At 68.4% G+C, this 25320-nt stretch carries 19 protein-coding genes; 6 read left to right on the top strand and 13 right to left on the bottom strand.

Annotation, left to right across the window (positions count from 1 at the left end; genetic code table 11):
* Positions 1 to 408, bottom strand: a complete 408-nt coding sequence (locus AB0J58_RS22490; RefSeq protein ID WP_364218393.1) for a YciI family protein — start codon at positions 406 to 408, stop codon at positions 1 to 3.
* Between the two features lie 334 nt (positions 409 to 742).
* On the bottom strand, positions 743 to 7237 hold the full coding sequence (locus AB0J58_RS22485; protein ID WP_364218391.1) for a PKD domain-containing protein: 6495 nt from the start codon (positions 7235 to 7237) through the stop codon (positions 743 to 745).
* A gap of 816 nt (positions 7238 to 8053) precedes the next feature.
* Here AB0J58_RS22485 and AB0J58_RS22480 point away from each other — a divergent pair.
* Positions 8054 to 8233 (top strand): hypothetical protein, encoded by a 180-nt coding sequence (locus AB0J58_RS22480; protein ID WP_364218389.1) that lies wholly within the window; start codon positions 8054 to 8056, stop codon positions 8231 to 8233.
* Between the two features lie 287 nt (positions 8234 to 8520).
* Here AB0J58_RS22480 and AB0J58_RS22475 read toward each other — a convergent pair whose 3' ends face one another.
* Genes AB0J58_RS22475 through AB0J58_RS22465 form a run of 3 tightly spaced genes read right to left on the bottom strand, consistent with a single transcriptional unit; the run spans position 8521 to position 9056 of the window.
* Positions 8521 to 8613 carry a hypothetical protein gene (locus AB0J58_RS22475; protein WP_364218473.1) on the bottom strand — a complete coding sequence of 31 codons (93 nt, stop codon included), beginning with the start codon at positions 8611 to 8613 and terminating at the stop codon, positions 8521 to 8523.
* Positions 8573 to 8851 carry a type II toxin-antitoxin system PemK/MazF family toxin gene (locus tag AB0J58_RS22470; protein WP_364218387.1) on the bottom strand — a complete coding sequence of 93 codons (279 nt, stop codon included), beginning with the start codon at positions 8849 to 8851 and terminating at the stop codon, positions 8573 to 8575. Before AB0J58_RS22470 ends, AB0J58_RS22475 begins: the two co-directional genes overlap by 41 nt.
* Positions 8832 to 9056 carry a hypothetical protein gene (locus AB0J58_RS22465; RefSeq protein ID WP_364218385.1) on the bottom strand — a complete coding sequence of 75 codons (225 nt, stop codon included), beginning with the start codon at positions 9054 to 9056 and terminating at the stop codon, positions 8832 to 8834. Before AB0J58_RS22465 ends, AB0J58_RS22470 begins: the two co-directional genes overlap by 20 nt.
* A 293-nt stretch (positions 9057 to 9349) precedes the next feature.
* Between AB0J58_RS22465 and AB0J58_RS22460 the strand changes: the two genes are divergently transcribed.
* Positions 9350 to 10327, top strand: coding sequence for a pyridoxal-phosphate dependent enzyme (locus AB0J58_RS22460; protein ID WP_364218383.1), 978 nt, complete (start codon positions 9350 to 9352; stop codon positions 10325 to 10327).
* 52 nt (positions 10328 to 10379) lie between these two features.
* On the opposite strand, the gene AB0J58_RS22455 is transcribed toward AB0J58_RS22460, so the two are convergent.
* From AB0J58_RS22455 to AB0J58_RS22445, 3 genes are all read right to left on the bottom strand, one after another.
* A complete protein-coding gene (locus tag AB0J58_RS22455) occupies positions 10380 to 11738 on the bottom strand; it encodes a tetratricopeptide repeat protein (RefSeq protein ID WP_364218381.1) in 1359 nt (452 codons plus the stop codon).
* Positions 11739 to 12199: 461 nt separating this feature from the next.
* Positions 12200 to 12760, bottom strand: a complete 561-nt coding sequence (locus tag AB0J58_RS22450) for a hypothetical protein (RefSeq protein ID WP_364218379.1) — start codon at positions 12758 to 12760, stop codon at positions 12200 to 12202.
* The gene (locus tag AB0J58_RS22445; protein ID WP_364218377.1) at positions 12717 to 13628 is read right to left on the bottom strand and encodes a hypothetical protein; all 912 of its coding nucleotides are present in this window, start codon (positions 13626 to 13628) and stop codon (positions 12717 to 12719) included. Before AB0J58_RS22445 ends, AB0J58_RS22450 begins: the two co-directional genes overlap by 44 nt.
* A gap of 387 nt (positions 13629 to 14015) precedes the next feature.
* Between AB0J58_RS22445 and AB0J58_RS22440 the strand changes: the two genes are divergently transcribed.
* Positions 14016 to 15545: a carboxylesterase family protein gene (locus AB0J58_RS22440; RefSeq protein WP_364218375.1), complete on the top strand. Its 1530-nt coding sequence runs from the start codon at positions 14016 to 14018 to the stop codon at positions 15543 to 15545.
* 129 nt (positions 15546 to 15674) lie between these two features.
* On the opposite strand, the gene AB0J58_RS22435 is transcribed toward AB0J58_RS22440, so the two are convergent.
* Positions 15675 to 16829, bottom strand: coding sequence for a transposase (locus AB0J58_RS22435; protein WP_364218374.1), 1155 nt, complete (start codon positions 16827 to 16829; stop codon positions 15675 to 15677).
* On the opposite strand from AB0J58_RS22435, the gene tnpA reads away from it, so the two are divergent.
* From tnpA to AB0J58_RS22420, 3 genes are all read left to right on the top strand, one after another.
* The gene (tnpA, locus tag AB0J58_RS22430; protein ID WP_364218372.1) at positions 16738 to 17403 is read left to right on the top strand and encodes an IS200/IS605 family transposase; all 666 of its coding nucleotides are present in this window, start codon (positions 16738 to 16740) and stop codon (positions 17401 to 17403) included. The two genes, AB0J58_RS22435 and tnpA, sit on opposite strands and share 92 nt — an antisense overlap.
* Positions 17394 to 18356 carry a LysR family transcriptional regulator gene (locus AB0J58_RS22425; RefSeq protein WP_364218370.1) on the top strand — a complete coding sequence of 321 codons (963 nt, stop codon included), beginning with the start codon at positions 17394 to 17396 and terminating at the stop codon, positions 18354 to 18356. Before tnpA ends, AB0J58_RS22425 begins: the two co-directional genes overlap by 10 nt.
* Before the next feature lie 138 nt (positions 18357 to 18494).
* A complete protein-coding gene (locus AB0J58_RS22420) occupies positions 18495 to 21734 on the top strand; it encodes a M28 family peptidase (RefSeq protein WP_364218368.1) in 3240 nt (1079 codons plus the stop codon).
* A 114-nt stretch (positions 21735 to 21848) separates the two neighbouring features.
* On the opposite strand, the gene AB0J58_RS22415 is transcribed toward AB0J58_RS22420, so the two are convergent.
* The 4 genes from AB0J58_RS22415 to AB0J58_RS22400 all read right to left on the bottom strand — a co-directional run bounded on the left by AB0J58_RS22415 (position 21849) and on the right by AB0J58_RS22400 (position 25059).
* The gene (locus tag AB0J58_RS22415; RefSeq protein ID WP_364218366.1) at positions 21849 to 22169 is read right to left on the bottom strand and encodes a helix-turn-helix domain-containing protein; all 321 of its coding nucleotides are present in this window, start codon (positions 22167 to 22169) and stop codon (positions 21849 to 21851) included.
* Between the two features lie 187 nt (positions 22170 to 22356).
* Positions 22357 to 23307 (bottom strand): serine hydrolase, encoded by a 951-nt coding sequence (locus tag AB0J58_RS22410; RefSeq protein ID WP_364218364.1) that lies wholly within the window; start codon positions 23305 to 23307, stop codon positions 22357 to 22359.
* 225 nt (positions 23308 to 23532) lie between these two features.
* On the bottom strand, positions 23533 to 24288 hold the full coding sequence (locus AB0J58_RS22405) for a VOC family protein (RefSeq protein ID WP_364218362.1): 756 nt from the start codon (positions 24286 to 24288) through the stop codon (positions 23533 to 23535).
* 204 nt (positions 24289 to 24492) lie between these two features.
* On the bottom strand, positions 24493 to 25059 hold the full coding sequence (locus AB0J58_RS22400) for a PadR family transcriptional regulator (RefSeq protein WP_364218361.1): 567 nt from the start codon (positions 25057 to 25059) through the stop codon (positions 24493 to 24495).
* Between the last annotated feature and the right edge of the window lie 261 nt (positions 25060 to 25320).

Raw genomic sequence — 25320 nt, 5'->3', positions numbered from 1 at the left:
TCATTCCGTGATGGTGGGCGGCGCGGTCAGGAACGGGCGCACCTCGAGCCACTCGTGGATCGGCTTCCCGCCCGCCCCAGGGGCGGCCGACAGCTCCCCGGCCAGCTCGACGGCGCGCTCGTAGCTGTCGACGTCGATCACCATCCAGCCGGCGATGAGGTCCTTGGTCTCGGCGAACGGCCCGTCGGTGACCGGCGGGCGCCCCTCGCCGTCGTAGCGGACCCACGCCCCCTCGGGGGCGAGCGCCCGACTGTCGACGAACTCGCCGGTCTCCTCAAGCCGGGCCGCGAAGTCGTGCATGTACTGCACGTGGGCCGAGATCTCCTCCGGCGTCCACTGGTCCATGCGCACGTCGTTGACCGAAGCCGGGGCGCCGCGGTAGTGCTTGAGCAGTAGATATTTGGCCATCGTGGTTCTCCTCGGTGCTGGTGCGACCCATTGTGGTCGCGTTCATAGCGGGGACGGAACCGGCCACGAATTCTCGACATCGCCGTCCGAATCTTTTTTGGTCTCGTAGCTGACCCCGGGTGAGTCGTCTCGTGGTGTCCGGGTCCACGCCGTGGCGCGAGGGCGAGACGGAGCGAGACATTCCAAGCCGCAGGTAACGTGTCGGCCGGTGGGAAACGCGGCGATCGTTGCCGAAGGGCATGGACAGGTCGGCCCGTGGTCGTCCGGCGGATTCGAGGATAGCCGGATGCCCGTGGCCCCAGCCGAGGGGCCGAGGACTACGGACGTGTCGGTCTCAGCCGCTGACGCGGATGACGCCGCTCACCGGTGAGGGCGAGGTGCTGTTGTCGTAGATGAGCTCTCCGTTCTTCTTCCAGACTCTGACCAGCAGTTTGTCGGTGCGGTCGGCCGGTTTGCCGGAGTCGACCGCGGTGATCTCGTAGGTGACGTCGACGGTCTTGTTGACCTTTCCCTCTCCGCGCAGGGTCGCGGTGCCGCCGGAGGCGACGAGCACGGTGTAGGCGGTGTCCCGCAGGTCGAACCCGGGAGCCTTGTAGTGCAGCACACCACTGGGGACGGTGTCCTTGTGGCGGTAGCGGGCGGTGACGGTGAAGGTCGCCTTGCCCTCCTTCGCGCACTCGCCGCCGAGCTTGCACGCCCCGGTGGGAGAGACCGTCTGACCGGCCCCGACCAGCGACCCCGCCGGGCCGTAGACCAGCACGTACGCCACCTTGCCGCCGATGGAGTCGGCGGTGGCCGCACCGCCGTCGTCGTCGGTCACGGTCACCGCGATCGGGTAGCGCCCGGCCTTGGTGAACACGTGTGACCCGCTGACGGTGCCCGTGCCGCCGTGTTCGGCCACCGCACCGGTCACCTGCCGCCCGCCGACGGTCCAGGTGGCGGTGTGGGTGTCGGCGGCGCCGGGGTCGGTGAACGACGCGCTGAGCGGCACCGCCTTGCCCACCGGCACGACCTTCTCCACCGCCGGTTCCTTCAGGGTCACCTGCGGCGCGGCGTTGGTCACCTGGAGTTTCAGCGTCGCGGTGCCGGTCGCGCCCTTGTCGTCGGTCACCGACACCGTGACGGTGCGCTCACCGTCGTCGGCTGCGGTGTGCTCCAGCTTCAGCCGCTTGCCCTCCAGCGTCAGTTCTCTGGGCCCGGTGCCGTCGCCGTAGTCCACCGTCGCCGTCCAGGAGGTGGAGTCGCCGTCGTCGAACGATCCCTCCGCCCGCCACGCCGAGCCCTCCGCGATGGTGTCCGGCCCGGTCAAGCTCACCACGGGGGGCTGGTTCGGGGTCTCCACCGCCTTGACCACGGCCTGGAAGGTGGCTGCGGTTTCCAGGCCGCCGTCGTCGGTGATCTTCACCGTGACCGGATAGGTCCCGGGGGTGGCCCACTGATGCTCCAGCGTGACCTGCTTGGCGGCGGTGGGCGTCACCGGCTGGGGGCCGGACCCGTCGCCGTAGTCCACCGTGACCGCCCAGGAGGTGGAGTCGGGGTCGGTGAAGGTCACGGTGCGCCGCAGCGTCTCGCCCACCGTGAGCTCGACATCGGATTCTCCGTCGAGCACCCTCGGCGGCTGGTTGGGGGCCGTTTCCTCGATCACATAAGGCACGTCGGCCGTGCCGGTCTTGCCGCTGCCATCGGTGACCATCACCAGGGCGATGCCGCCGGCCGGGGTGGTGAACGTCCGAGTCACCCGGACGACGCCCCCACCAGGCCGCTGGGTCACCTCCGCCGGCACCGGCGGCCCGTCACCCCAAACGACCCGGGCGGTATGAGTCTCCGCGGCATCGGAATCAGAATCGGTGAAGGAAACCTCCAAAGTGAACGGCTTGCCCACCTGACCCCGCACCGGCTCGGCCGGCACCTGCACCACCGGCGCGCTGCCCGCCTTGGCACCCTGACCGGTCAACGGCACGGTGAACGCCGGCTGCGCATCATCAGCGGTGGTGAAAGTCAGCGCCCCACTGGCCGCTCCCTCCACACTGGGAGCAAACACGAGCTCCACCGCACACACCTGACCGACCTCCAACTCCACCGGACAGGCGTTGGTCTGCGTGAACGGCCCACTGACCGCGATCACCTTCAACGGGATCGGGTCGTTCAGCCGGTTGGTCAACTTCACCACATAAGAATGGCTGACCTGACCCACCTGCACCGGCTCCGGCCAGTTGACCCCCACGGTGTTCAACAGCGGACGAACCTTCGAGACGACCTCCGCCCCATTGTTGTCGATCTCGGGGTCGGACACCGCCAAACTGGCCGCCATCACCTTCGTCTTCAACTCGGTGCCCTCAGCGGCACCGTCCGGGACGGTCGCGCTCACCTCGACAGTGGCCGACCACCCCGGCTCCAGCACCTTGACCGCGTTACGGAAGCCGCCATTGATCGGCACGCACGTACCCCGCCAGGTCTCACAGGCCGCACCGGTGACCCCCTGCGAAACGAACACATCCAGCCGGACATCGGTCGCGCTGTCATCCCCCTTGTTGGTCACCGTGGCCGTCCAGGTCACCGTCGAGGTCGGCCCCGGCTCACCGGCCGACACCGTCGCGCTCACCTCCAGATCCGCCCGCGCCGTCGTCGGGGTCAGCAGGAACGACCGCGGGGACTGGACAAACCCCTCCTGCGAGGCCGAACGGTCACGGACGAAACCCTGCGCCACGATCTGCCCCGAGGAATTGACGTCGTACAACCACGACAAGCCCACACACGGCACCTTCGTGTCGGCCTCCTCCTGCGGGCACAACGGCCGAGGCAACAGATCCGCCAACGGGAACTTGGCGTCCTCCAACCACACCACCGGCTCATAGACCGTCCTGAACGGAGTGGAGACGTCCGGATCGATCGCACGACCGACCACCAGACCACTGTCGCTGACCGCGCTCGCATCCCCCGCGCCCAGATCGGTCGCCTGACCGTCCCGCCACACATAAGCGTGCTGCTGGGTGTGAACGACGCACATCATCGCACCCACCGCGACACCGGCGTTGTTGATGTCGTACGCGACGCCGTGGTTGTGCGGGCAATCCGAGGTCTGCGGCGCCAGTTTGGTGGTGACCCCGTCTTGGTAGACCGCCGGACTCCAGCCAACGGGATCCCCGAAGACACCCGTCTCATACACATACGCACCGGCCACAGCGCCACGCGCGTTGATCCGCGGCAGCGACGGGCTGGGATAACCCGGAACGTTACGGTAAACGTTGTCGTAGAACGGCGGGGTGGCCGGCAGCCGAACCGCGGTCCCCCTGTCCCACATCACCAGCTCACCGTCCTTGGCACCGAACACCTGACCGTTGTCGTTCACATCCACGGCCACACCGGACCCGGACCCGGACCGCTGCAGGTCGGTGACCTGCCCATCCTTGCCGAACAGCACGGCGCGCTGCACCTTGTCCTCACCCACCGAGGTGACCGCGAAGCCCGAGACGTCCCCGGCCTCGTTGATCCCCGTGGCCTCCGCATGACACTGATCGGAAGGAGAGGAGCCATCGGTGCACGGCAGACCACCCAGTTCGGTGAACTCACCCCCCTGCCAGCGCACCGCACGACTCTTTTGCGCATGCGCCCCGTACATCACCGTGGCCGCGACCTGACCACGATCGTTCAACGCCACCGCGCGTGTGTCCCACGCCCTCGCGCCACCGGCGCCGCCCAGCTCGGTCACCGTATAGGACCCAAACCGTGCCACCACCGTATGCGGGCCGTCCATCACCAGCTTCAACGTCCCGGCAGGGCGCTCTTCACCATCAACGATCCATCCCAGCGGCATCCGCCCCGCATCCGCCGTCGCGCTGATCGTCACCTCGCTCCCGGACCGGTGGACATCCCGCGCCGGCGACGCCGACACCGAACCCCCCGGCTGCGCCGACAACGTCAGCTCGAACTCCCGCAGGTCCGGCTTCTTCACCTCGACCACACCACGCGCACTCCGCAACCCCGCCGCGGTGTCGGCCCTGACGGTGATGCCGTACACGCCGTCGCCCAGGGGTTCGGACGTACCGCCGTACACGCCGTCGTCGTTGTTCCCGTCGTCCTCCAACGCCACCTCATGGCGCGTGCCGTCCATCCCGAGCAGGATGGCCTTCACCGGCGCACCGGTGATCGGCGTACCGGCGTCGGTCACACCGGCGATCACCCGCACCCGGCCCTCGTCAGAGGACTGCTCGGCCTTCACCACCGACACTTTCACCGGGTTGCCCGTGATCCAGGCTCCCAGGGTGGCCGTGACCGGCTCGGCCGCGGAGTTCGTGACCTCCAGCTTCCACGTGCCCGCCTGCGGGGCGGCCACGCTCAACCCCTGAATCGGCTGCGTGGCCTGCTCGCTGCCCGCCGCGTACTGCGCGGCCGGCCTGCCGGACGGATCACGCAACACCAGTCCCACCGTCGACGGCAACACCCCCGTCACGCCGAACGCCGTGCCCTGCGGAACGTTCAACGGCACGCTCACCGTCTGGCCCGGCTCCACCGCGGTGGACGGCGTGGCGAACGTCGACATCGCATCCGCATCACCGGTGGCCTTGGCCGCGGTTTCCGCGCCGGGCTTCGCGGTCGATTCCATGCCGGACTCGAAGGTGGCGTCGTTCTTCGGTCCCGGGCCGGTCGGCCCCGCGGTGCCGGTCGTGCCCGGCGCCATGGCGAGCCGCGGCTTGATGTAGGACAGGAAGTCCGGCTCCGAGGAGGTCATCGACGTGTGCGCCGTGTCGGTCCTGGGGGTGTCCGGGTAGATGAACCGTGAACTGAACACCGGAACGATTCCGTCACCGTCAGGGGGAGTCAGGCCACAGAGCACCGCCCTGCCCACGCCCACCAGGTTGGAGGGCCGCACGTCTTTGAGATCCAGATACCTGCGGTTGAACACACCGTCCATGTAATCCGTGGTGAGCTCGTACGTGGCCGGGAAGTACGGAACGGGGGCGCCCCACAGGTTGGCCGCCTCCACGAGTATGTCCGCGAGGCAACTTCCCATGTTGGGGGTGCCCATCTGCAGCAACCGGTTCACCGCGGGCCGGCCGGTCGTGAAGGATGGCGTACCTCCCACGCGCGGCATCTTGGTCTGGATGTACTGCCGGGCGATCAGTCCGCCCATCGAATGAGCGATGACATCGACCTGGAACGCACCCGTCCGCTTGCGCACGTTCTCGATGTACTTTGCCATCTCGTCGACGTTCTCCCAGAGCATTTTGGTACGCCGGAACGGCTCCGAGTCTGTGCCGGTGTCGAGCGTGCCGCCGTGCTCGTCGAACTGGCCGTCACCGATCGCGAACACCCCCATTTGGGGATGTATCTTTTTGAGGATCTCGCCGGTGTCGCCCCAGGCGGCCTGGGCGTCACTCTTCCAGCCGTGCACCAGGACCGCCGGCTTCGGTATGACGTCGAAATGTTTTTCGACGTAGAACTTCTCGACGCCGCCGACGAGGAGCTGTATTTTCACGTAGCGGCGTGAGACCGGCTCGCCCTTTTCCCAGGCGATTCCAGAGGTCTTCTTCGGTGACCATTTCAAATACGTGTCCCGTGAACCCAGTGGCGGGATGGATTCTTCCTGTGGTTCATCCAGTATGGGCGTTCCCAGGTTGTCGTGCCCGGGATCAGGAGAATGATATGCCTGCAGTTGTACGGTCACGGGGTGTGGACTTGCGTTCTTGAGGGCGATGCCGATGCGCATCGCGTTGCCGTCGACAACTGCGCCGTTGACTTCCGAATAATCGCTTTCATTTGGATATCTCGCGCTTTGGATATCTATCCACTTGACTTCTGGGAAGGGAGCTCCCAGATCGAGCAGGAAAGCATGGGCGACGTTGTCGGAATCCTTCGCGATGCCGGTGATCTGGTTGGCGTCGTTGATTCCGGTCGCCGCCGTCAATGTCAATCTGGTATTTCCCCTAACGAAAGTGTTCAGGTCGATGCCGCGCCCCTCCGTGTATATCGCGGCCGTCAATGTGCGATTTTGTTCGTACATCCTTCCGACCCCGATGCCCGCGTTGTTGATCGCATCCACCATGCCGCCCCAGCTTGTCTGTTGCACCTCGGGTGTGCCGTTCGCATCCCAGATCAGCGGGACGTAGCCATCGTCCATGTCCGTCCCGTAGCCTGCGACCTGTCCTTTGTCGTTGATGTCGAACGCGATCGTGCTTCCCATGTACTCCAGGCGGTCTCGTATGGGGTTGACCGGCTCGCCGGGTCTGGTGCGGAAGGCCCGGTAGTCCACCACTCTCGGGTCGGGGTTCATGTCCGCGCCACCGACCACGGAGCCGGAGTTGTTCAGCGAAGAGGCCTCGATGCGCTGATTTTTCCAGGACTGAAGTCTCAGCACGGAGCCGTCGGCGTCCCGTATCCATCCCGGGCCCACGACTTGCCCCTTGTTGTTGATGGCCGTCGCCAGCGGCGGGTCCATGCGCGTTACCGCACCGTCTTTGAAGACGAAGGACTGCGAATGGGCGCCATAGGTGCCGACCACGGTGCCGTCGTCATTGACGTCCCGGGCGCGACTGTAACCGACGTCGCCAAGGCCCGCGTGAATGTCTGTGAAAGAGCCCCCGGAGAACAGCACGGCTCCGAGCTTCGCCTCTATCGGGTTCGACGTGCGGTTGATCGCCGAAGCGACCTGCCCCTTGTTGTTGATGCCTCCGACCAGGCCCTGGATCGTTTTGAGGCTGCCGAGATCGATGAATGGGCTGTTGGAGGCGGAGGCTGCCACCTCCTTGCCCGGAGACGGTTTCGGTGGGGATGCGGCGATCGCGTGCGCGGGCGGGGCGAGAGCGCCGACCATCGCAGTGGCCAGCGGCAACGCCGCCCATCGTGCGAAGGTACGCCTGATAAGTCTCTTCAAGAGAAATTCCTCATTCCAGGCCGTGCAGTCGGTGCGGTTCGGTGGTGTGTAGTAGGATTTACGCCGGGCTTCAGGCCCTTAGGCGGGAAAACAGATGTCAAGACGGTTCGCGCTCGGTCCTTTTGCCACCGTGTTTCACGTGGCCGCCGGGGATCGCTCCTGACGGGTTGACCCCATTTCGCGCCCTCCTCGGGTAACAGGCTCGACCTGATAGGAGGGCGGCGACCGTCTTCGGTAAGACCGGACTGTGCGCTCGCGCCATCCTCGTCCGGTGAGATAGCTCCTTCCTGTCCCGGCAGGGCGGGAAGGAGTTGACGCCTGTTCAGTGGCGAAGCAGCATGCTCCTTCATAAGGAATGTCCGAAATGCCGGATTGGTCACCGATGGTGATTGTTCACCCTTGTGGCGCACTTGGCCTCACTTGTGATGGTTTTGTCGAGGACTCGTAGGCCTCTGCGGCATGACGGGTCGCGACTGCTCACGGCGTAGTCCAGTGCGACTGCCGAGGAGAGTCCGGTCGGCCATGTCGGCACCTGGGTGCAGGTGATCGCATAGCGCTGCTCCCGACAAAGACCCCGGTGTCCCGCATGTCCGTCGACGGCGTTCGCTTGCGCCCGTGCAGCGAGGTCATCTCAACGGCGGGTCACTGCTGGAGCATGCTCGGCGAGTACCGGCGAGCAGTAGGTCTTGCGGAAGCAGCCGTGACCGAGTACCGCGAACGCATCCCCGAACCGCCCAGTTCAACCAGATCCACGCTGCCGAGGGCTACCTCGGCATGGGTGAGCTGGAGCAGGCCATCGACATGGCTCGGGCCGCGATTCCGATGACGAAGGCGCTGATCTCCGCCCGCGCGGCCGAACTCACCCAGAAATTCGCCGACGAGTTGGACCCGTACAGCGGCAGCATCATGGTCCGCCAGTTCCGCGACCAACTGCACAGCGAACTCGCCGCCTGAGCACATGCGGTCTGTCTGCGCAGCCTCCTCCGCGACCGTTGTCAGCGCAGACAGACCGCTTGTCACCTGTTGTGCTTCGCTGTGAGGTCGCCACTCCCACCTCTGTGCCGTGCCGGAATTGCTGTTCGGTCCATTGCCGAATCGAGGTGAGACCGGGGCGGGAAGATCGGATGATTGCCTGAGCGGAGGGCGGGGCGGCGCTTTTGCCGGGCCGACGGTGAGGGGTGCGGCGGGCCGGTGGTGGTTGTTTTCGGCGGGGGCCAAGGCTGCCCCGATGTTGCGCTTCGTTATGGGGAGAGAGCGAAGACCAGGCGAAGAGCCTTACTGACCTTGTCCAGCTCATAGTGAGAAAGCCGCCCGGCGAAGTCTCCAAGGCGGATCGGGTCGATCGCCACGGTCTGTTCGACCATCACCCCGGGTCGTGGTGCCGTCGAGTTCGATCTCCGGGCGGAAGATGCTCGGTGCCGCACTCGTCGATGTGGGAGCGACCAGCATCGTGGAGATGTGTGCGAGCCGATCCGGCGGGAGGAGGATGGCGAAGCGTTCGCCGCGTTGCTCGTGTCCTACCGTGTTCTTCGGCGCTCGCAGCCGGTACACGTCACCACGCGCGTAGGTCATCCATGTCTTGCATGATCGCCTGGGCTTCGGCGCGGTCGGCGGGGTCGCCTGCCAGCCTCTCGGCGTCGCGCTGGGCCTGCTGTTCCTGTCGGCGCCATGCGGCCTGACGGATGGCATCGCGGACCACGTCCGCGAGAGATCTGCCGTCGGAGGTGAGTTCGGCCAGAGCGTCCTCTGTCTCCGTATCGATCTGCACGGTAAGCATGCCCATATCCTCACTGTACGACGATCGCACAAATCAGTGAGAGATCGGACGCGGAGCGTAACCGGTTCTTCGTGGCCTGGCCGGAGGTGAGCCAAGGACAGATCGGAGTGGTCGTACGCCGTGCCCTGCCTGGCTACGGCGGTGTTCCATCCTGCGTCGTTTACTGTTTATCCGCACCCGGGCTGATCGGGCAACCGCGACGGTCACCTCAGGGGAAACGTGCGGATTCCCTGACCGGCTCGCTCGTGGCGAACGGACGCGATCTTTCGGGCGGCGCCTGACATGGTGGAACGGTGAACTGGCACACGCGAGCGCTCGACGTGCTGGCGGTGGGCGAGCCCACCCCGCTGATCGACTTCCCGGTATCGGCGCCCGGGATCAGGCTGCTGCTGAAGGACGAGTCCGTGCAGCCGACCGGGAGCCTGCGGCACCGGCACGCCAGGGCACTGTTCCGCCGGGCCGTGCTCGACGGGTCGATCGCCGAGGGTATGACCGTGGTGGAGGCGACCGGCGGCAACGCGGCCGTGGCGCAGGCATGGTTCGCGCGGCGGCTCGGCCTGCCGTACATCGTGGTCATGCCGGGTGAGCGCAGCCAGGCGCGGGCGCGGCCGGTGGAGGAACTGGGCGGGGAGTGCCGGTTCGTGACGCCGCCGCTGGCGATCTACAACGCCGCACGGGAGATCGACGGGCACTTCCTGGACCAGTTCGGGCGGGCCGCGCCGCACGACCTGGCGGAGGAGCTGTTCGGGCAGGTGCGGCCGGACTGGGTGGTGACGGGCGCGGGTACCGGAGCGACCTCGGCCACCCTCGGTCAGTGGATCCAGTCCCACGGTGAGAGCTGCCGGGTCGCGGTGGCGGATCCCGAGAATTCGGCCTATTTCCCGGGATGGACCCTCGACGTGCCCGACTACGGCACCGGGATGCCCTCGCGGATCGAGGGCATCGGACGGCCACGCGTCGAGCCCGGCTTCCGGCCCGACCTCGTGAACCTGGTCGTCCCCGTGCCCGACGCGGCCAGTGTGGCGGCGGCCCGGCATATCCGCGAGGTCACCGGGCTGCCGGTTGGCGCCTCGTCGGGCACCGCGTTGTGGGCGGCGCTGGAGCTGGTCGACCGCATGCGGGCCAGGGGCGAGACCGGCACGGTGGTGTCGCTGATCGGCGACGCGGCCGACCGACATCTGGCGACCTGTCACGATGACGGGTGGGCCACCGGGAAAGGGCTGGACATCGGGCAGTACACGGACACTCTGCGGCAGCGCACCAGCTTGTAGCCGGCGTACGGCTTGTGGTGGCGAGACGAAAGGTCCGAAGTCCGTACAGGCCCTAGAGGCGCCTGGCCTCACGCTCTGCGGCGCGGGCCTCGCGGTCGCGACCAAGGTGCCTGAGCTGCTTGCCGAGCCAGGTCAGCGCGTCCGCGAGGCTGGCGCGATGAGCGCCGGGGTCGGAGGCGGCCAGCGGGCGCAGCAGGTCGATGGCTTCCTCGGCCGCGGTCACGGCCTCGCGGTGGCGCCGGAGGTGCCCCAACCCGACGCCGAGGTTGTAGAGGCTGCGTGCGTGCCCGTCGGGCGATTCGACGTGCCGGCGGTAGAGAGCGACGGCCTCGTTCAGGGGGACCAGGGCATCCTCGAACCGGCTGAGCGCCAGGAGGAGCCAGCCGAGGTTGTTCAGGGACGAGGCGAGCTGCGGCAGGCGCCTGGCATCGGATGTCGCCAGGGCGCGGTGGATGTGCACGGCACGGTCGAGAGGGCCGAGGGCTTCGCCGTATCGGCCGAGCTTCGTCAGCACGAGAGCGAGGTTGTGCAGCGGATATGCCATCGCGGCGGCGGCCGATTCTCCGTTCGGGACGTCGATCACTTGCTGGAGGAGAACGAGGGCGTCGTCGAGGCGTCCCGCCCGCATCAGCCGCATGCCCTCCTCGTTCTGCTCGTGCAGGCGGACGAGCAAGTCCCGGCTCGGCGTGCCCGCCGCTCCGTGACCGGGGTTGCGGCGGAAGCCGGTCGCGGTCACGGAGTAGCCGTGCTCGTTCAGCAGCTCGTCGAGGAATGCGATGAAGTCCGGCTGCGTCGCCGCTATGCGGCGGTGGTAGCGGGCGGCCATCTGCTGGTACGGCTGCGCCTCGCCATCGCGGCCCATTTCGTGCAACTGGTGGATGAGGGCGACCAGCCCGGTCCAGTGGTCGATGGCGTGCTCCGTCCTCCCCGTTTCGATGAGCGGCCGGCGCAAGTCCATTGCCTCGTTGAGGGCGTCGAGCGCCTCGTCATGGCGACCCATCTCGCCCAGTTTGATGCCGATGAATTCCAGTGACGAGACCAGTTCCGGGCTGGCCGAGGTGAGATGGCGACACAACTCGACGGCTTCTCGCATGGGAACGAGAGCGTGGTGGTGATGGCCGAGCTCGGCCAACTGGTTGCCGAGGTTGATCAGCGACGAGGCGAAGGCCGAGGCGTATTCGCCGGGCTTCCTTCTGGTCAGGTCACGGTAGAGGTCGACGGCCTCCTGGGCGACCGGCACCGCGTCCTCCCGACGGGCCGACAAGCCGAGGAGAAGGGCATGGGCGTCCAACGCGCTCGCCAGGCCGGGAGAGTGGCGGTCGTGATCGGCCTCGACGAGCCGCCGGTAGAGGCGCACCTGCTGCTCCGCCTCGGCCAGCGCTCGCGCTAACCCCTCGTGCGGGTGTGACACTCGCTGACACCACCTCTCCGAACCAGCCGACCACCAGAGCAACACGCGGCCGTCGCGGAGGAAACCGCCGCTTGCTGCCCGAACATCTTCACCACCGTGATGCCTTCGACAAGGCCCTCCGCTTCCGAAGCCGTCCCAGCCCCAAAGCAGCCGGGTGAGTGCTCAGATTACGGTTCGTGATCGTTACGGGTGGGTGAACGGGGCTGGTTGGTCGGGGCTTCTGCCTGATCGTGTTCGGGTTGGAGACGGTCGTCAATTCAGCCTCCAAATCAGCCGTCCGGAGCGTCGCTTGTTCGCCGATGTCCGGTTTCCCAGGCCGCCGAGGGGTCCCTTGGCGGGGATGTCGGGAAATCTTCTGATCCCGACACCCTCAGGCACCCAGGCTGAAGCCGACGGATCGGCTACCTGGCGGCTGGAGTCACGTTCGGGAGCGGAGGGCCGGCTTACTTGGCCTGCCCCCTCTATCGGTAGACCACCGGCTTCTTCTGCTCGCCGGGGAACACCATGATCAGAAGCTCCACGGCGCCGTCAGGCGGGTCCGGCACCTGGTAGACGAGCCTGCGCCCGCGCAGGTGCACCCGCACCCGGTACGCCCCGGGCCCCGCGGCCGTCAGGCCGGTCAGGCTCTTTCCGTTGCCGTCGGACAGAGTCAGAGCACCGCCGGGGCTGTCGTAGCCGACCTGTACCACCTCGTCCCATCCCTTGATCTCCAGCGGCGGTTGTCGGCGGTAGGACTCGACGGTGACGCACGCGTGGCCGATCTCGTCGGACGCCCAGATCGCCAGCCCGCCGCGCTCGCTGCCGACCAGCTCCTCGACCAGCTCCGGGACAGTGCCCTCGTATCCCTCCTCCCATCCGTGGATGGTCCAGAACTCGGTCCACATGGTGGCGCGGCCCTGCCGTACCGGCTTGATCTTCGGGCGGTGCGGGCGATGCCGACCGCAGGCCTTTTCCTTGGCCGCGTGGTACGCCGCCTCCTCAGCCTGCCTGCGCGCGCCCTCCTGCTCCTGCCACCGGGCCACCGCGGGGCACAGCGGGCCGAGCGCGTGCGCCAGTGGCCCGTGCGGCGCGTCCCGCACGGCCGGTGCGCCGGTATCGCCGCCATACCGGGTGGCCACACCACACAGGTGGTGTCCTTGCGTCACAACCACCCGGTCGGGAGCGTCCTGCCAGCCTTCGATGCCACCGTCGCCGTAGAAGCTGTGGTAGCCGCGGACCTCGCACAGGAACGTCTTCTCCACCTCGCTCAGCCCCCCTGACCGTGCCATCGCCGAAACCGGCGCAGTCCAGCTCGCCCTCGGTGCTCACCTTGCCGGAGGGGGCCGCCTGAGCCGTGACGAGCAGGGTCGCCGTCACGGTCAGGAGCATGGCGGTCGTGCGCGCGAGGCGGCCGCGCCGGACGAACGCCCGCCGCGGGAGCTGTATCGCGAGCAGGACCAGGGCCGGAGGCAGCAAGTGGTAGAGGTCCCAGCCCGCTTGCGCGTTCATCAGCTCCGGCGGCCCCCAGGAGTTCAGGCATTGTGGGCCGAGCGCCCCGTCGAGCGAGAGCAGCAGCAGATCGGGCAGGCGCCGGAGGAGCAGAACCGCGGCCGCGCAGCGGGCGACGACCCTGCCGAGCCGGTCCCGCCCGGTCCGTACGCCCACGTACCAGCCGGCCAGCGCCAGGACAAGCAGCGGTGCGCTGCCGTAGCCGAAGAGCGGAAGTCGCGAGATCAGGTACTCCGGGATCAGTGAGTGGATCTGAGCGCCCGTGCACCGCCCCGAGAACATGTACGCGTAGTACCGGGTGCCGTCGTCTCCGGACAGCAGCGACGAGACCCAGAAGTAAAGGCTGGGAGCGAGCGCGGTCAGCATGGCTGCGGCCCAGAGCATCCATGATCGTCGGAACACGAGAAGGAAGACTAAAGGAACGGCCGAAAGCGAGAAAGGCCCTTGTCCACCGGCCGGGAAACGGCCGACGTCGGCCGCGAGCACGGAGAAGGGAGGCCGCATGCCTGACCTGCGACGCCCTGTCGTTCGAGCCGTTCACCCCGATCTCCTATCTCGACCGGGCGGCCACTCGCCTTCACCTTCGCAAGACGAACGACCAGGACGAGAGACCTTCGGAATCCTCGAAGTCTCGTCAACGTTCGCAGAAGCCGGAGCACCAGCCGATAGACCCAGGTCCCGGGGCCAGAGAGGTCATAGAAGCCCAGCGCTAAGAGGCCTAAACGGTTTGCCCGCGGACGGCGCGCATTGGGATGCTCGGCCTAGCCGGACCGGAGAGGAAACCGCAGAATGGCCGTCACCGCATCCAGCAGGCCGTCCGAGTCCGAGCCGGAAGTCCATACGGCGGCCGGCGTCCTCCGCGGTGGCCGGGAGGCGGGCCTGGCGGTCTTCCGCGGCATCCCGTTCGCCGAGCCGCCGGTCGGCGCCCTCCGGTTCGCCGCGCCTCAGCCGGTGCGCAGCTGGGACGGTGTGCGCCCGGCGGTCGCGTACGGCCCGCCGCCCCCGCAGTCCGGCGTGCTCAGGGTGTCTCAGGACACCGCCGGCGACGACTGGTTGACGGTCAACGTCTGGACACCGGAACCGGATCCGGCGGCGGGGCTCCCGGTGATGGTGTGGATCCCCGGCGGCGGTTACGCCTTGGGCGACTCCAGCCTCCCGGAATACGACGCCGGGCACCTGGCCGGGAGCGGAGCCGTGGTCGTGACCCTCAACTACCGTCTCGGTATTGAGGGTTTCGCGCAGATCGGCGGAGCCCCGGCCAACCGGGGACTGCTCGACCAGGTCGCGGCCTTGCAGTGGGTGCGGGACAACATCCGGATGTTCGGCGGCGATCCGGGCCGGGTCACGGTCTTCGGCCAGTCGGCGGGTGGCGGATCGATCGCCGCGCTGCTCGCCATGCCGCGTGCCGCCGGGCTCTTTCGCCGGGCGGTGGCGCAGAGCGTGCCGGGGACGTTCTTCTCCCCCGAGCTGGCCGCCGACATCGCCGCCGCCTGCGCCGCCGAGCTGGGGGTACGGCCCACGGTGTCTGGCCTGTCGGCGGTGGCCCCGGCCCGGCTGCCCGCCGCGGGCGACGCGGTCTTCGCCAAGATGGTCCAGTGGCGAGAGCGCTGGGGGCAGATCACACACCGGCCGATCCCGTTCGCACCGGTTGTCGACGGTGACGTCCTGCCGGCGCCCCCTTGGCAGGCGCTGGCTGACGGCGCCGCCCGGGACGTCGGACTTCTCGTCGGGCACACTCGTGACGAGCACCGGTTGTTCAGCCTGATCGACGGCGTGCTCGGCCAGGTCACGCCCGAGCAGACCGAGACCGCTCTGCACATGCTCGCCCCCGGCCCGGACGGTGCACGCCGGTACCGGGAGGCATTCCCGGCCGCGGCCGATGAGGAGCTGTACGAGCTGGTCAACGCGGACTGGTTGTTCCGCATGCCGAGCCTCCACCTTGCCGACGCGCAGATCGCCGGCGGCGGCCAGGCCCACCTCTACGAACTGACCTGGTCCGCCCCGGGACTGGGTGGTGCCCTCGGCGCCTGCCACGGCCTGGACGTGCCGCTCGTCTTCGGCAACCTGAGCAGCGGACAGCCCGCCATGTTGATCGGTGACCCGCCCTTCCCGGTGGCGGAGGAGCTGTCCGCGCAGATCCGCGGGGCGTGGACGGCGTTCGCCGCTCACGGCGACCCGGGCTGGCCCGCGTACGACGCCGGCCACCGCCTCGCACGGCTCTTCGGCACGCCGTCGATGGTCACCGCCTACCCGGAAGAGACCTCGCGGCTGCTGTGGCAGGACCACGCCTTCCCGGCGCTCCCGCTGCTCGCGCGGTAAAGAGGCGGTCTGCTCACCGGCGCCGCGGCCGGCGATCTCGGCGGCCAGGAACGCATGCGTGCCGCATGTCTGCTTCTCGGCCGTAAACGACCGAGCGTGCAGCTCCTCGCCGTCGATGGGTTCGACGGTTCAGGCCGCGTCGTCGGCAGCGTGACTCACTGCCCAGCCCGCCACCCCGCGCGAGGCGATGTTGCGGGCCGCGTTGACGTCGGCGTGCTCAGCGAAGCCGCACGACGTGCAGGAGAAGGTCGCCTGGTCGGGCCGGTTCTTCTTGTCCGCGTGCCCGCAGGATGAGCAGGCCTGCGAGGTGTAGGCCGGATCGACGTGCACAACGGCGACGCCCTGGCGGGCGGCCTTGTAGGCGATGAAGGAGCCGAGCTGGTGGAAGCTCCATGAGTGCAGGGTGGCCCGCTGGGGCTTGCGGAGCCGTACCCGGTCGCGGATGCCCTGGAGGTCTTCCAGGGCGATGCCTTGCCCGGTGCGTGCAGCCTCGGTCACGATCTGCTTGGCGATGATGTGGTTGGTGTTCGCGGCGAACCGGGCCTCGGCCCGGCGGCGCCGCTTCAGCAGCCGTTTGGCGGATTTGGTCTGCTTGGCCTGCAGGCGGCGGCGCAACTCCCGGTGGCGGTGGCGGACCGCGTTCAGGGCCTTGCCGCTGTGGCGAACCCCGCCACTGGTGGTCGCGATGTTGACGATCCCCAGATCCACCCCCAGGAATCCATCCGGGGCGGCGACCGGCCGGTCGGGAATGTCGCAGGTGGCGATGAGAAACCACATACCGTCGCGGTACAGCAGGTCCGATTCGCCCTTGCGGTAGGCGGCCAACGTCTGGAGTTGCTCGGCCGAGGCGGTGAACGCCACGTTCTTCATCCGCCCGCGCGTGGTCCAGATGCTCACTGTCCGCGCCTCCATCTGCCAAGACAGGCAGCGGTCGTCGAACGGCTGGGCCGCTCCGGGGCGAAAGACGATCGGCGTGGCCAAGACCCGCTCACGCCGGATGGAGCCAGGTTTGCCCAGGTTGCCGTTGCGGAGATTGGCGTGCAGCGTGGCGTAGGCGTCGGTGACCTTCTTGATGACATGCTGCGCGGCCTGGGCCGCCAGCCGGTAGTCGTCCTTGATCTGCCCGTAGGCGTGCCGGCGCAGGTCGTGGTTGCGAAATACCCGCCGGTGGTGGGCGAGCGCCGCCACCCAGGTGGCCGCGGCGTTGACCGCGCACAAGGTCGCCTCCAGCGCCGCCGCCTGCTCGGGCGTCGGCAGGAGTCTCACCTGCACCACCAGCTTCACAGCGCCCAAACTATCCTTTGGCCCATGTCACCGTGATAGGAATCCGACCTGCGCCGGGGCCGAACCGTTGTCCGCACGCTGCACGCGCATTCGGTCTTCACACCCGGGCATCGGTGCGGGGTCTTCACCGGCGAACCGCCGCGCCGCCGCGCCGCTGCGAAGAAATCATGATCGAGGTGTGCGGCTTGTTGAGTTCAACGGCGAACGCGACCATGTCCGCCTGCTCGTCGGCTGCCCGCCCAAGGTCGTCCTTGCGGCCCTGGTCGATTCCCTCAAGGGCATCTCGGCCCGCCTGCTGCGCAAGGAGTATCCCGCTGTCCACAGGTATCTGCGGGGCGGCCGCTTGCGGTCTCCGTCCTACGTCGCCGCCTCCTGCGGCGGCGCCCTTTTGAGCCTTATCAAAAAATACATCGAAAACCAGGAGCGCCCGGACCAACGACCGGATGTTCACAACTCCAGGACCGGGAAGCGTTTCCTCCCGGGCGTGAACGCCCGGGGTTCCTTGCTAGATAACGCTGAAACTTGGGTCTTACCGGAAAGATTCTTTACTATTAAGCTCCCGGCGTGGACCTAGAGGTGCGTCACCTACGAGCAATCTGTGCGATCGCCGATTCGGGCAGCATTTCCAAGGCGGCCGTCGCACTCAAGATGTCGCAGCCCGCGCTCGCCACGCAGTTGCGGCGCATCGAGCGGATGTTCGGCGGGCCGTTGTTCGAGCGAGGCCGGGAGGGGGCGCGGCCCACCGATCTCGGCGCATGGGTGCTGATCAGGGCACGGTCGCTGCTGCCGGCGTTCGACGAGTTACGGCGGGACGGCATGCGCTACGCCGAGCAGCCCCCGGAGAAAATCAGGATTCGCCTGGGCTGCATGTCCAGCCATCTAGCGATAAACGTCATCGGGTGCCTTGGTGAACTGCTGGACGGTGCCGACGTCATCGTCCGTACCGAGGAGGCGATGGACCTGCTGCCCGGGCTCCTGGAGTCCGGGCGCCTGGAGCTCGCCACCCTCGGCGACTATCCGGGACACGAGCTCCTCCCGCCTCCGGGAGTGGTCTACGCGGGCGTGGCCGTCGAGCCGATCTTCGTCGGGGTGGCCGCCTCCCACCTGCTCGCCCGGCAGGAGGAGATCGAGCTGCGTGATCTCGCCGGTGAGGACTGGGTCATGCACGCACTGGTCGAGGCCGGGCACCGCGAACACTTCTGGTCCGCCTGCGCCCGGCAGGGCTTCACCCCGAAGGTCGCCTACTCCGCCGACCTCAGCCTTGCCGTCGACCTCATCTCCTCGGCCCGGTGTGTCGGCATGTTCCAGGCCACCAGCAAGGGCCACCCGGGAATCGCCATCCGGCCACTCGCCGGGACCCCGCTGCGCTTCCGGCACATGATCGGGTGGACCGAGCAAGGACCGGTCGCCCGGTGCGGACACGAACTGGTCCAGGCCGTCACCAGGACCTACTGGGCCGAGGTGCGGCGCGCCCCCGTCTACACGTCATGGCTGAGGCGCCACGTGCCGCTTTCTACACCTGTTTAGCCGTCTATATCGCGAAGTTATGCAATTTCGTAGGGTACTCGTCCCGCGCTCACGGTGTCAGCTTTGGTCCAGCCCAAAACGCCAGGGCTCCTTGCATCCCTCCAACCCCCCAAGGGACACCGAGAGGAGTCACCCCGAGTGAATCCCAAGGTCAAACTGGGCGCGGTCGCCGTACTGGCCGCCGTCGCCATGACCACGACCTCGGTGGTGAGCGCCGCCGGCGCCGCCACAGCCCCCGCGGGCATCGCCGCCCGCACCATGTCCGCAGATCCGCCGGCGTTCGCGCCGCCGGATCCAGAATCCCGCAGGCGCGCGGTCTCCAGCGCCGGCGGCGCCCTCGCCGCCAGGTCCGAGGCCCTGTTCAAGACGGCGCAGGACGAGTTCACGCTCACGAACACCATCGTGGGAACCCGCGGCCTGCAGTACCTGACCTACTCCCGTACCCACCGCGGGCTGCCCGTCTACGGCGGTGACGTGATCGTCACCACCGACAGGACGGGCCAGGAGGTCGGGTCCGTGGCCTCGGGCCAGCGAGCCAGGATCGAGGTAGGCGTCAAGAGCAGGATCGACGCCGCCAGCGCGGCCGTCACCGCCCGCGGCGAGCTGCCCACCGTGGAGAGCGTGAGCACCCCCCGGCTGGTCGTGCACGCGGCCGGCAGGCAGCCCAGGCTGGCGTGGGAGGTGGTCGTCACCGGCGCCACCAAGGAGGCCCCGAGTGTCCTGCACGTCTTCGTGGACGCCCTCGACGGGTCGATCGCGGACTCCTACGACGACGTCCGCGCCGGCACCGGAAACGGCTTCTACAACGGCAGCCCGCTGGCCATCCAGACCTCGGGTTCCGGCAGTTCGTACTCGATGACCGACGCCACCCGTCCCGGCCTGCGCTGCGGCGGCCAGAACGGCTCGGCCTACACCGGGACCGACGACGCCTGGGGCAACGGCCAGGGCACCAGCCTGGAGACCGCCTGCGTCGATGCCATGTACGCGGCGCAGAAGGAATGGGACATGCTGCGCGACTGGCTGGGCCGTAACGGGTTCACCGGCTCCGGCGGCGCCTTCCCCTCCCGCGTCGGCCTGAACGAGGTCAACGCCTACTGGAACGGGTCCTACACCAACTTCGGCCACAACCAGGCCAGCAACCAGCAGGCCACCCCGATGGACGTGGTCGGCCACGAGTACGGCCACGCGATCTTCCAGTTCTCCGGCTCCGGCGGGGCGGGCAGCGGCAACGAGGCCGGCGGCCTGAACGAGTCGACCGGCGACATCTTCGGCGCGCTGACCGAGCACTTCGCCGCCAACGCCGCCGACCCGCCGGACTACCTGGTCGGCGAGGAGGTCAACCTGGTCGGCCAGGGGCCGATTCGCAACATGTACAACCCCGGTGCGCTCGGCGACCCCAACTGCTACAGCTCCTCGATCCCCAACACCGAGGTGCACGCGGCGGCCGGACCGCAGAACCACTGGTTCTACCTGCTCGCCGAGGGCACCAACCCGCCCGGCAAGCCCGCCAGCACCGTCTGCTCCGGACCGGCCGGCCTGACCGGCATCGGCCTGCAGAAGGCCGGTCAGATCTTCATGGGCGGCCTGAACAGCAAGACCGCTCCGTGGACGCACGCCAAGGCGCGCCTGACCACCGTGGCCGCGGCCAAGCAGCTCTTCCCGAACAGCTGCGTCGAGGTCAACGCGACCAAGGCCGCGTGGGCCGCCGTCAACGTCCCGGCGCAGAACGGCGAGGCGACCTGCACGGTGAACCCGCCCGGCAACGACTTCTCGGTCTCCCTCAGCCCGACCTCGGGCAGTGTGCAGGCCGGCCGGTCCACCACCGCCACAGTGGGGACCACGGTGACCGGCGGCAGCGCCCAGTCCATCACGCTGCGGGCCTCCGGCCTGCCCTCCGGCGCGACCGCGTCCTTCAGCCCGGCCACCATCACGGCGGGCCAGACCTCGACGCTGACGCTGGCCACCTCGGGGAGCACGCCCAGCGGCACCTCCTCGGTGACGGTCACCGCCGACGGCGCCGACGTGGACCGGACGGCGGGTTACTCCCTGACCGTCACCGGCGGCAACCCGCCCGACCCGACCGGCCCGGACATCCCGGTGGCCAACGTGACGGCGCACCTGAACCAGCTGCAGTCCATCGCCTCCGGCAACGGCGGCAACCGGGCCTCGGCCACCTCCGGCTACACCGCCTCGCTGAACTACATCAAGGGCAGGCTCGACGCGGCCGGCTACAGCACGACGGTGCAGAACTTCACCTACAACGGCCAGACCCACGCCAACCTGATCGCCAACTGGCCCGCCGGTCCCACCGGCCCGACGGTCATGCTGGGCAGCCACCTGGACAGCGTCACGGCCGGTCCCGGTATCAACGACAACGGTTCGGGTTCGGCGACCCTGCTGGAGGTCGCGCTGACGCTGGCCGACCGCAACCCCACGCTGACCAAGCACGTCCGCTTCGCCTGGTGGGGCGCCGAGGAGCTCGGCCTGCGCGGCTCGACCCACTACGTCCAGAACGGCGGCGCGAGCGGGGTCGACACCTACCTCAACTTCGACATGACCGCCTCACCGAACCCGGGCTACTTCGTCTACGACGACGACCCGGCCATCGAGAAGATCTTCAAGGACTACTACGCCACGCTCAACGTCCCGACCGAGATCGAGACCGAGGGTGACGGCCGCAGCGACCACGCCCCGTTCAAGAACGCGGGCGTCAGGGTGGGCGGCGTCTTCACCGGCGCTTCCAGCGTGAAGAGCTCGGCTCAGGCCGCCAAGTGGGGCGGCACCGCGGGCCAGGCCTTCGACCGCTGCTACCACTCCGCCTGCGACACCACCTCCAACATCAACGCCACCGCGCTGGACCGCAACGCGGACGGCGCCGCCAACGCCCTGTGGAAGCTCGCCGTGGGGGACACCCCTCCCCCGGCCAACGACTACTCGGTCTCGGTGAGCCCGTCCTCGGCCTCGGTCCAGCCCGGCCAGTCGGCAAGCGCGACGCTCAGCACCCAGGTGACCTCCGGTAACGCGCAGGCCATCGCGCTGAGCGCCTCCGGCCTGCCCTCCGGCGCGACCGCGTCCTTCAGCCCGGCGAACATCGACTCCGGCCAGTCCTCCGCGGTCACGATCGCCACCTCGGCGAGCACCCCCGCGGGGACCTACACGATCAACCTCAACGCCGACGGCGCGAGCGCCGACCGCTCGGCCACCTTCAGTCTCACCGTCGGCGGTGGGCAGGGCGGTGGCACCTGGCAGACCTGGACCTCGTACGCGGTGGGGGACACCGTGACCTACGGCGGCGTCGGCTACCGGTGCCTGCAGGGTCACATCTCACTGCCCGGCTGGGAACCGCCGAACGTTCCCGCCCTGTGGCAGCGGCTCTGATCTGACCGAGTGCGGCGGGCGGTCGATGACCGTCCGCCGCACTCGTCTTCCGGCATCCGGCAAGACCGGGGGAGCGGGGTGCCGGCGTGGCAGGTCTCGGGTGCCCACCGAACCTCAGCCGGGAAGATCGTGAGGTTTCGCCGGGGCGCCGGGGCGCTCGGCCACGTCGATCGCGGCGGCGGCCAGGGCCAGCACGGGGAAGATCGCGTGTGGCGGCACCCGGTAGACCCCTCGCTCGGGCTGTTCGACCAGCCCGGCCGAGGTCAGTGTCTTGAGGTGGTGGTACAGCTGGCCGGGGGAGGAGAGGGCCAGTTCGGCCTGCAGGTCGGCGACCGGCTTGGGGCCGACGACCAGCGACTGCAGGATCTCGAAGCGCGCCGGGTGTCCGGCGGCGGCCAGTACGGCGGCCAGCGGCCCGGTCGGTTGCTGAAGCAACCAGCCGGGGCTGCGGGCTATCTCCCACAGCCACTGGTAGCCGCCGAGCCTGGCCTGGCCGCCGTAGGTGAACAGGCCGGTGTCGTCGTCGGCCGCCGGTGGCTCAGGAGCGGTGAGGGCGGCCTCAAGGGCGGCGACCCGCGCCTCGAGATCCTGAATCCGGTCGTTGTCGCTGGTCAGGGCTTCCTCACTTCAATGCTGTGCGAACTTTCGCGAAGAAGACGGGATCGGTCGCCATCCGCACAATGAACTGCTGGTGAGCATAGCTCTGCATTCCGGAGAACCAGGTCGCCTCGGGCAGCCGCCGCAGTGCGAAGACGGTCTCGCGCGGCTTCTCACCTGGCCGGACGGTGTACATGGCCTCGCTGATCACGCCGGGCAGCGCGCCACCCTTGGTGCCGATGAGGAGCGTGCGGGGGTCGGCGCCGGGCTGGCGCATCGGCCACTCCAGGTGCTTGCTCGCCGTCCTGTCCTTCCTGAGTCCGGCGAGCACTCCGCGCAGCACGCCAGGCTCGACGCGGGTCACGGTCTCGGCCCAGGTGGCCTGCTGGGCGAAGCCGGGGAGCGTGGGCCGAACCTGCTTGCCGGCCTTGACGTAGTTCTTCAGGCAGACGTCGGCGGGCAGCGTGCAGCCGCCGAAGGCGCGCAGCATCTCGCCGTTGACGGTCCCGACGCGAGTTTGCGCGATCCTGCGCAGCGCGCCGGGGCCGAGGCGGTCGCGCAGCAGGTCGGCGGCGGCGTTGTCGCTCTCCTCGATCATGGCGGAGACGAGCTGGTCGAGCGTGACGCTCGCACCGGGCTTGAGTCGTTCGAGCGCCGCTTCGTGGGCGCCGCCGTCGGTGCCGGGCAGGTGGTAGGCGTTCCACAGGGCCACGGGGACGTGTTCGCCCGGCTTCACCTTTCCCGCGCGGACGGCGTCGGCGTAGGCGGCGAGATGGATGATCTTGATGCTCGACGCCACGGGGGCGAGGCGATCGGCGTTGTGGCTGATGCCCTGGGTCACCAGCGCGACGTCGTCGGGGTGGGCCTGGATGTAGGCGAGCACGGCCTCGGTGTCCTTGAGGTCGGCGGGGGCGGGGGCGGCGGTCATCGGGGCCGCCAGCACTGCGGTCAGGAGCATGCTGAGGATGGATGGCATGCCTCAAGTTAACCATAAATTCGAAATTTCGGAATATCGGAATTGACGGACGGTGTCCTTCGGCTCACGTCTGGTTTCCACCGGAACCACCCTGTGGTCCGCTGCCTCGGCATGGCGGGAAGAGCGTCGCTCGGGTCGATTTCGTCCAGCACGCGGCAGCGAAGTCCTCTTCGTTCGGCGCAGACAGGTCGATGACGACACGGTCGAACGACCGAGGCGCCTCGATTACCGCTCTGAACCGCATCCCGCCTGAGGCTCGGCTCGGCCGGCCGCCAGGATCGCTTCGAGGTCGTCCGCGCCGGCCAGCGACTCGGACAGCCGTTCCCTTGCCGAGGCGTCCAAGGGCATCTCGCGGACGCGCGTCAACAGCTCGCCCGCTCGCTCGCGATCGGAGAGTGCGATGGCCATCTCGGCGCGGTAGAGGAGTGCTTCGACGAGGTCCACGCTCGGCGGGTCCTGCGCTCGGGCCAGGGCGCCGTCGAGGATCTTGGCGGCCTGCTGGTGATCGCCACGGGAGTCGCCCATGACGACGGCATTCCGCAGCGCCGTGGCGAGCCTGCCGGCCGGGGGTTCCTGCTGAATCGCGTCCGTGGACGAAGGAAAGATCCGGAGCCAGTTCCCTCCCGGATCGACGACCGTGAACCCGGCGAGGTTGTCGGCGTTCTTCCGTTTCCTGGGCCTGGTCATCCGGGGGATCCCGGAGATCAGGAGCTTGCCGTACGCGGATCGCATGCCCTCGGCGAAGGCGCGGAAGAGGACTCCGGTGTCGGGGACGGTGATGATGCAGGTGCCGTAGGAGTCCTCCGGGTTGAAGCCCGGCATGGCGAAGAAGTGCAGGTGGATGTCCTCCCGTCGCAGGGCGAGGTACGGGCTCGGGCGAACCTGGCGATAGGTCCTGATGAACCCCAGCGCGGTGTAGAACTCTTCGATCTCGTCGATCGATCGGCAGGGCAGTGCGGGCACGGTCGTCTCGTTGGCCATGTCGCTCCTCTGGATGACCAGTAGTCAAATTTTACTACTGCATGATCCGAGCGTACCGGTGAACGGACGGCGACGCTTTCCGAATTGCCGGGTACCCGCGCGGGAACACCTCCGGCGAACGCGGGTCCGTGACCGGAGGCGTCGCTCACCCGAGCCAGGGGCGGGCCGGTCCGCGCGAGACCCAACGGCACCGAAAACGGCCGCTCAGGAGGCGTGCGCGCCTTTTTCCAGGCGTTCGATCAGGTCGCGGGTCCACTCGGCGCCGCTACCGGAGAAGTGCGTCCAGAGTCGCATGATCTCGGTGATCGGCTCCCCGTCCTGGGAGCCGGCGCTGTCGGGTGTCCAGTGGCGAGCGACCTCCGCCCGCCAGCCCTCAAGTGCCGCCATCCGCTTCTTCAGCAGCGCGATCACCTCCTGGCGGGGCAGGCAGGTGAGGAAACCCACCCCGGCCGTCAGCTCGTCGATTCTCTGGTCATGTCTGGCCAGGGCCGTGCGCAGCAGGCTCAGGAACTCCGTGTCACCTTCGCCGGTGAGTTCGTACTCCGTTCGCGGCGGTCCGCCCGCGGTGCTCGGCGCGATCTCGTGGGCGCGCAGCAGTCCCTGCTTGGCCAGCTGCCTGAGCGCGTGGTAGATCGAGCCGGGTTTGGCCGTGGACCACTCGTGCGCTCCCCAGCTCTCCAGATCGCTGCGCACCTGGTAACCGTGCGCCCGGCCACGTTCACGGATGGCCCCGAGTACCAACAGCCGGATGGCCGACACCTCTGCTCCCACCTCCGAACGATCGGCAACCAGACCTTACCGGCCTCCTGCGGCCGTAAGGACGGCGTCCGCCTCGTACGTGGAGGGTGTCGAGGCGTACCGCGCACCTCCCCCGTCATGTTCAGCGTTTCCCGGCTGAAGGATCGCCCCGCCGCCATCGCAGGAGAGAGGACGCTCTCGCCCTTGCCGGCGGCTCGGACGCGATCAGGGTGAGTTCCAGAAGGTGACGAACCGGCGGTGACGCGAGCGCTGTCCGGTCACGGCGGTCCCGCG

The organism is Streptosporangium sp. NPDC049644 (assembly GCF_040675205.1).
GTDB classification, from domain to species: Bacteria; Actinomycetota; Actinomycetes; order Streptosporangiales; family Streptosporangiaceae; genus Streptosporangium; species Streptosporangium fukuiense.
The sequence above is the reverse complement of the archived record's forward strand: the minus strand, read 5'-3'. Positions and strand labels throughout refer to the sequence as shown.